Origin of the sequence: Actinospica durhamensis (assembly GCF_018139695.1) — a bacterium.
Classification (GTDB): domain Bacteria; phylum Actinomycetota; class Actinomycetes; order Streptomycetales; family Catenulisporaceae; genus Actinospica; species Actinospica durhamensis.
On the sequence record NZ_JAGSOG010000372.1, the window covers coordinates 1 to 6,841 of the forward strand.

Genomic DNA, 6,841 nt, shown 5'->3' on the forward strand with positions numbered 1-6,841 from the left:
CGAACCTCGCAGTCGCCCGGTGACAGACGATCTACACTCATGACAGCCGCGCCCCACATGCACGAGCACGAACACGCTCGGTCACGCCACCCAACCTGAGCAGCACCAAATCGTTGGCGGATTCTCATTGACGGAGGAGCGGACGCGCAGCATTGTCTCGCGGCTTGAGGCCAGTTCCCTTGGACACCCAGGGGTCGAAGATCCTAGTGACACCGACGGCTGACACCAGCCGCCGCGAACGGCGACGAACAACGGTGGGTCGACAGGATCACCAGTTGGTGTCAAGACCGACTGCGCGCAGATCGGCGACTCGCACAGGCGGCTGGCATATAAGAGGTCGGGGGTTCGAATCCCCTTGGCTCTACAGAGATCAGGGCCGGTAATCCATTGAGATTACCGGCCCTGGTTGTCGTAGCCGCCCGGTGTGACGCTGAGGCTTGCCGAGGGGCTACAGGTTTACGCCGCTGCCCTGAGATCCGGCGGTCTGGGGGCGCTTGCGCTGGCGGTACCAGACCCGGCCCCACCAGGCAGCTCCGAAGGCGAAGAAGGCGATACACACGAGAAAGGTGGCCGCGCTTATCTGGGGGAGGGAGTTCGATTCGTAGCGGTGGCCGGGGAACTCGGCGTAGCCGGGGTCTTGCGGATCGACCAGGATCTGGACCGTGACACCCGTCTTCAGGGAGGTGAGGTCGCTGAGGTGCGCGGTAGTCACCGAGTGTCCGTTGACGGGTTCTTCCAGCCGTACTCCTACGTCGGAGGAAGGGTCTTTGCCGTTATGGTTCGTCACGCTGGTCACGATGCCGCTCCGTGGCAGGCCATGTGCCTGCGTGTAGCCCGACTTGTTGGCCTCGCCGGCGACGACTGTGGCCGTGAATATAAGGGCCCCGAAGCAGCCGAGAGCGAGGGCCAGGCACATGAAGGCGATCATCTTGGGGTTCTGGCGCTTGGCCTGCTTCCGGCCCCTGTTCCGGGAGTTGGGCGTGTCCATAAAGTGCAGAGTACGCTCACGACCCGTTGCGTGCCGTCGGGCGGAAGCCGAACGGCTGACGACTGGACTCACGGGAGATCGACTCCGCGTCAAGCCTCTGACTATCTCCTGTGACTATCTCCTGCGGTCGCTGCCCAGACGAAGTACTCGTTGGCCGCCGTGGAGTCCTTCGCGACGGCGGTCCCGTTCGTCAGCATGAAACCTGCGCGGCGCTGTCCCTCCGGCACGCCAGCCGCGGCTGCCGTCCTGACCAGTTCGAGCGCGTGGTCGCGCTGTCTGGCGGCGCCGAGGTAGATGCCTGCGAACGGCGCGACAGAGCCTGAGTCGCCGCCTGAGCGGTACCGCGACGCGTGTGCAGGCCCCGGGCCCCGGGACCGCGTCATCCCCGCGGCGGGTAGAGGATGCGGCGCGCGTTCGCGAGGTTGGCCGCCAACTGGTCGCGCGTCCATTGGGCCGGTCTGTTCGGCGATCGGTCCGATCTCGCCCCCGAGGTGCGCAACCTCGTCTGATTGCGCTTCCCCGTCGCCGAGGACCGCGGCCGGCTGACGAGCTGGCCGGTGATCCCCGCCAACGCCGAGGCTTCCGACCGCGCCCTGGTGGCCGATCTGCGCCAAGCCTCGGCCCCGCTATCCCGATGACCCGCGCGTGGGGGAGCTGGTGTCCCGCACTCTCGCGGGCAACACCCGCTTCGCCGCGTTCTGGGCTGAAGGTGCGGTCGGCCGCCACGCCGAGGACCGGAAGCTGATCCGCCACCCCCGGGTCGGTGACATCTCCGTCGACTGCGACGTGTCACCGACGGAGACACCGACCTGAAGGTCATCGCCTACACCGCGGTCCCGGGCAGCGAGGATGAAGCGAGGACGAAGCGAGGACGAAGCGAGTACGAAGCGAGGCTCCGGGCGGTGGCGACCTTGGCCGCCGAGCCGACACCGGAGTCGGCGGCAAGGGGCGCGGCAAGGGGCCATGCCGGTGCGGTGCTTCGATGACGGGGCGAATTCCGCAGCAGCCGGAGTCGAGCCAGACCGCCGACTGTCGTCACATCACGCAAGAGGCCGCGTTGAAGCACGGCTTGGATCCATGACATGAGCACCTGGCGACGATCAGGGCGGCGAGCGGGACGATGCAGCAGCGGGGCGTCCGGTGATCAGTGGGCTGAGCAGGCGTCCCTCAGCGCCGCTTCGCCGCGCTCGACCAGCGCGCGCAGGTCCTGCTCGTTCGGCTCGTTGTAGATGTTGAAGTCGTCGAAGTGGTGGACGCCCTGCTCGCCGGCGATGGATCGTGCCGCGTCGCGGACTGCGCGCAGTTGGGCGGGGGTGAAGCTCGGGGCCGCTTCGTCCGGCTGGTAGGGGGCACCTATCGGGTAGTCCAGGCGGGGGGTCCGCGTCATCTCCACGTGACAGCCCAGGATGTGGCTGACGACGTGTGACTCGGTGAACGCGACCATCCGCTCGACGGTGTCGAGGAAGGCCGGGAAGTCGAAGGCGTACAGGCGGCCGGGCAGCACGGTGTCGCCGGCGAAGAGGATTGCGGTCCACGGGTCGTAGACGGTGATCCCGGTCGCGTGGTGGCCCGGGGTGGCCATGACCTCCAGCACCCGGCCGCCGAGGTCGTAAGTCACGTTCCGCGCGGATCCGGGTGCCGCGGCCTGCTGCGCGTCGAAGCCGAAGAATGCCTGGACCGCCTCGAGATCCTTGCCGACGACGCTCGTGCCGGGGCGGCCCTCGAACTGGGCGTCGCCCGCGACGTGGTCGCCGTGGCTGTGGGTGTGCGCGACGACGAGCTCGTAACCGGCGTCGCGCGGGTTGCGCTCGAGCCATTCGCCGATGAGACGGTCCACGGTGGCGCGCAGCGGGAACTGCTCCGGGTCCTCGGTGGCGCCGGTGTCGAGCAGCAGCACCCGCTCGTTGCCGAACAGCAGGAAGACGAAGGGCGCCTCGTAGCTGGCGGTCTTGCTCTGTCGCAGCACGACGGTGTGCTCGTCGTACTGATGGACCTGGACCAGGGGCTCGGCCGCGGCGCCGCTCCCCGGCTCGACGCCGTGGTTCCAGGCGATGTCGAGGCGGCCGGCGACGGGCGCCTTGCTCGTGAAGTCGATCTCGGTCTGCGTGCCCATGTCAGTGCTCTCCCCTGTCCGTTCCCGGAATCGACGCCGTCGGCGTCAGTGCCATGAATACCCTGATGTGCTCGCGGTCCCGGCCCGGTGCGGCCGTCGCGTCCGGCTTCGCGAGGTAGGGCTCGAGTACCTCCCGCAGCTTCTGTTTGAGTTCCTCCGCCTCCTGCGGAGTCACGGCCGCGATCGCCGCGAGGATCATCTCCGCCCCCGGTTCCGGTGCGTCCCTGCGCTGGTCCACGCGCTCGAGGATCGCCTGGGTCTCGCGTTCGACGACCAGCCGCTCGAGCCGGTGCCGGACGAGGCCCGCGGCCTGCGGTCCGCCGGATTCCACCCGGGTCTCCATCCGGGATTCGGCCACGCGCCACCGGCGTTCGCGCCGGTCCCCGCCGTCCGCCGCGGCTTCCTCCACGTAGCCGTACTTCGCCAGCTGGCGCAGGTGGAAGGAGCAGTTGGCCTGCGGGACGTCGAGCGCCCGGCCGCACTCGGCGGCCGTGGCCGGCCCGTGGGCGGTGAGCAGTTCCATCAGGTCCAGGCGCAGCGGGTGAGTCAGTGCCCGGATCGCCTGGAGGTCGGTGCTCTGCATAAGCCAAAGACTACTTTGGCATCTTCGAGATGTCAAAGTAGTCTTTGGGATCGCCGGATCCAGGGCGTCGTGCACGCCGCAAGCAACCCTCCGCTGCCCGGTCGTCGCCGTCTCCGGCCGGGCACGCTCGCCGAGTCGGCGTTGCAGCGCGGCGAGTTGCTGCTGGAGCAGCAGAATCTCCGCGGTTCGCCAGGCTGTGTCCCGACGCGTGACCCAGGCGGCCGCGAAGATCCGGGTGGTGAGGGGGAAGGCGAGACGGAGGCACGCAAGTCGTGGTCATCGTGGATAGGGCAGAGCGCCGTATTTCGCAGCGCCCTGAGTGACCGCTCGGCTGCGGACGCGCTGCGGGTGCGGCCGTGGCGGGTGCCGGCGGCGCAGGTGCCAGCGGGCGGCGCGGCCCGCGATGAGTGGCTGCTGGGCTGGTGGGAGCCGATCGACGCGTGGGTGGCGCGCAAGTGCGAGGCGGGCGCGGAGCGCTGATGCGGCGTCAGTCTTCCGCCGGGCCAGCGGCCGAGGCCATGTTGCCGTTGCCGTTGCCGCCGCCGTCGCCGTCGCAGAACATTGCAGAACAGAACAGAGCAGAGCACGCCGAAGCGCCCGCCATCGTCCCAGGCCAAGCCCCCGTCTGTTACTCGAGTACCACAAGTGCCCGTCATGCGATCCGCCCGTACGGGCGATAATGCCGAGCATGGGCAGACAAGATGCACGTCCTGTGGTGATTCTCGCCGACGACGATGACGCGATCACCTCCAACCTGGCTCCATTCCTCGAACGGGCCGGGTTTGCCGTGCACGTCGCCTCGGACGGCGAGGCCGTACTGGAGCTGGTGGAGCGGCTCGACCCGGACGGATGCATACTCGACGTGCTGATGCCCCGTGCCGACGGTCGGGAGGTACTGCGCCGGCTGCGATCCGACGGCCACTGGCTGCCGGTGATACTGCTGACGCAGGTGGGTGGATCGACTGAACGCGCGATCGCCCTGGAGGAGGGGGCGGACGACTACCTCAACAAGCCGTTCGACCCGCACGAGCTGCTGGCGCGGTTGCGCGCGGTGCTGCGCCGCGCGCGGCCGGGGCGCAGGCCGCTGTCCGCGTCGCCCACACTGCGGGCCGGCAGCTTGCGGATGGACCGGATTTCGCGCCGGGCCTGGCTCAGGGACACCGAACTTCTGCTTACGCCGAAGGCGATGCTGCTGCTCGACTACCTGCTCACTCACCCGGACGAGCTGATGACGCGAGACCGGCTGCTCGAGGTGCTGTGGGGGTTTGAGTTCCCGGTCGGAACGCGCGCCGTGGACAACCGGATCGCGGAACTGCGGCGGGCGCTCGGCGACGAGCCCACGCGCCCGCAGTGGATAGCGACCGTGCCCGGCCAGGGGTATCGGTTCGTCGAGCGAGTGGAAGAGGTGCGATGACGAGGCTGATACGCGGGAGCCTGCCGCGGCTGCTCGCCCCCTCGCTGACCGGAATCGCCCTCGGCGTCGTCATCGAGCTGACCGAACCCGAAACCAGGCTGTACGTGCTGGTGTCGCCTGCCCTGCTGGCGGGCATGGCCGGCCTGCTCGGTACCGTGGTTCTGGCCTCCTTCACCGTGATCCGGCAGCGGTCCGCCGCGGCGACCGCGGCGGCGGTGGGCGACGCGGTGGCCAAGGCGACCGAGGACCGGCTGCGTTTCCTGATGCGGCTCGATCACGAACTGAAAAACCCGCTGACCGCCATCCGCGCCGGGCTGGCGAACATCGAGCAGGCCGGCCCCGCGGTAACGGCCGAGACCTCCGCGGGCGCCGCCCTGGCAAGCGTGTCGGCGCAGGCGAACAGGATCGCCCGGCTCGTCGGCGACCTGCGCAAGCTGGCGGACCTGGAGACGAGGGAGATCGAGGCCGCAGCGGTGGACCTGCCCGCTCTGCTGCACGAGGTGACCGAAGCCGCCGACGCGATCCCCCTGGCGAGCGAGCGGGTCATCCGGGTGAACGTGCCGCAAGCGCCGTGGCCGCTTCCGCTCGTCGAAGGTGACAGGGACCTGTTGTTCATCGCGCTGCAGAACCTGGTCGCCAACGCGGTCAAGTTCTCCGCACCCGGCGACACGGTGGAGGTACGCGCCAGCGAGGACGGCAACTGGGTGCTGCTGGAGGTTGCCGACACCGGGGCGGGGATCCCGGAGGACGAGATCGGGGAGGTCTGGCACGAGCTCGCCCGGGGCCGCGCGGCCCGCAGCGTGCCCGGTACCGGTATCGGGCTCGCCCTGGTCCGTGTCGTGATCACCCGGCACGGCGGGCAGGTCGCGATCCGCAGCCGGGACGGGCAGGGCACGGTCGTCAGCATCCAGCTTCCGGTGCAGGGCCGTACCGGAACCGCGCCCGCTGTCGCAGTTCTGCGACAGCGACGCGATTCCCGTGGCAAGGCGCGTGCCTAGGCTGAATGGCAACGACCGGACTTACTGGAGGCATTCGATGAACGCGTACCGCCGCATGGCCATAACCGTAACGACCTGCGCGGCGAGTCTGTCGCTGCTGGCCGCGTGCGCCGCCGGGGTAACCTCTGCGAACCAGGGAACGTCCCCTTCCGCTGCCGCGAGCGGCGCCGGATCCTCGCCGACCGCGTCCCCCTCGCACGCGGCGTCGGCCTCCGCCGGTGCGGGCAGTACGGTCCGCGTGGACGCGCCGATCGGCTCCTTCCCGATTCCGCGCGGAGCGCAGGTGGTGGCAAACATGCCCTGCGGCAAGCAGATCCTCATCGAGCTGGGCTCGGTGACTCCCCCTCAGGCGTCGGACTTCTACAATGCGGCTCTTCCTTCGGCGGGTTACCAGATCACGGACAGCACGCTGAGCTCCGACCCCAGCACCGGGGCCCCGAAGGGAATGGCGGAGCTCATGTTCACCGGCCACGGGTTCACGGGTTTGATCATCGCGATGGCCAACCTCGGCGCTGAGGCTTCCGCTGATCCCTCCGTGGCCGGCCTGCCCGGCAGCATCGCCAAGAACGCCGTCGAGATCTCGCTGAGCCCAGCCGGTACGACCGGCACGCCCTCGTGCTAGGCAGTGTTGGTGAATCTGACTATCTGTTGATGCTTTCTGGCTGCGGTTTTCGGCCTGTGGCTGGCGGGGCTGTAGAACTGGGTCATGGCGCGTGGTGATTTGACGGATGCCCAGTGGGAGTCG

At 69.0% G+C, this 6,841-nt stretch carries 9 protein-coding genes; 6 read left to right on the plus strand and 3 right to left on the minus strand.

The genetic code is table 11. The features are described 5' to 3' along the window. Positions 1-448: 448 nt before the first annotated feature. Entirely contained in the window at positions 449-988 is a 540-nt protein-coding gene (locus tag KDL01_RS37680) for a hypothetical protein (RefSeq protein WP_212533506.1), read from the minus strand. Between the two features lie 509 nt (positions 989-1,497). Between KDL01_RS37680 and KDL01_RS44930 the strand changes: the two genes are divergently transcribed. Together KDL01_RS44930 and KDL01_RS37685 are read left to right on the plus strand one after the other, a co-directional pair. Then, on the plus strand, positions 1,498-1,626 hold the full coding sequence (locus KDL01_RS44930; RefSeq protein ID WP_281415819.1) for a hypothetical protein: 129 nt from the start codon (positions 1,498-1,500) through the stop codon (positions 1,624-1,626). 19 nt (positions 1,627-1,645) lie between these two features. Beyond that, complete coding sequence (locus tag KDL01_RS37685) at positions 1,646-1,801, plus strand: MmyB family transcriptional regulator (RefSeq protein WP_212533507.1); 156 nt, start codon at positions 1,646-1,648, stop codon at positions 1,799-1,801. A gap of 331 nt (positions 1,802-2,132) precedes the next feature. Here KDL01_RS37685 and KDL01_RS37690 read toward each other — a convergent pair whose 3' ends face one another. Both KDL01_RS37690 and KDL01_RS37695 read right to left on the minus strand, forming a co-directional pair. Beyond that, on the minus strand, positions 2,133-3,101 hold the full coding sequence (locus KDL01_RS37690; protein WP_212533508.1) for an MBL fold metallo-hydrolase: 969 nt from the start codon (positions 3,099-3,101) through the stop codon (positions 2,133-2,135). Between the two features lies 1 nt (position 3,102). Continuing rightward, complete coding sequence (locus tag KDL01_RS37695) at positions 3,103-3,684, minus strand: winged helix-turn-helix domain-containing protein (protein ID WP_212533509.1); 582 nt, start codon at positions 3,682-3,684, stop codon at positions 3,103-3,105. A gap of 69 nt (positions 3,685-3,753) precedes the next feature. Between KDL01_RS37695 and KDL01_RS37700 the strand changes: the two genes are divergently transcribed. The 4 genes from KDL01_RS37700 (at position 3,754) to KDL01_RS37715 (ending at position 6,718) form a co-directional block, all read left to right on the plus strand. After that, the gene (locus KDL01_RS37700; protein ID WP_212533510.1) at positions 3,754-4,164 is read left to right on the plus strand and encodes a hypothetical protein; all 411 of its coding nucleotides are present in this window, start codon (positions 3,754-3,756) and stop codon (positions 4,162-4,164) included. A 208-nt stretch (positions 4,165-4,372) separates the two neighbouring features. Beyond that, positions 4,373-5,098, plus strand: a complete 726-nt coding sequence (locus tag KDL01_RS37705) for a response regulator transcription factor (protein ID WP_212533511.1) — start codon at positions 4,373-4,375, stop codon at positions 5,096-5,098. Next, positions 5,095-6,096 (plus strand): sensor histidine kinase, encoded by a 1,002-nt coding sequence (locus KDL01_RS37710; RefSeq protein WP_212533512.1) that lies wholly within the window; start codon positions 5,095-5,097, stop codon positions 6,094-6,096. The genes KDL01_RS37705 and KDL01_RS37710 overlap by 4 nt, the downstream gene beginning before the upstream one ends. A 37-nt stretch (positions 6,097-6,133) precedes the next feature. Beyond that, positions 6,134-6,718 carry a hypothetical protein gene (locus tag KDL01_RS37715; RefSeq protein WP_212533513.1) on the plus strand — a complete coding sequence of 195 codons (585 nt, stop codon included), beginning with the start codon at positions 6,134-6,136 and terminating at the stop codon, positions 6,716-6,718. The last annotated feature ends 123 nt before the right edge of the window (positions 6,719-6,841 follow it).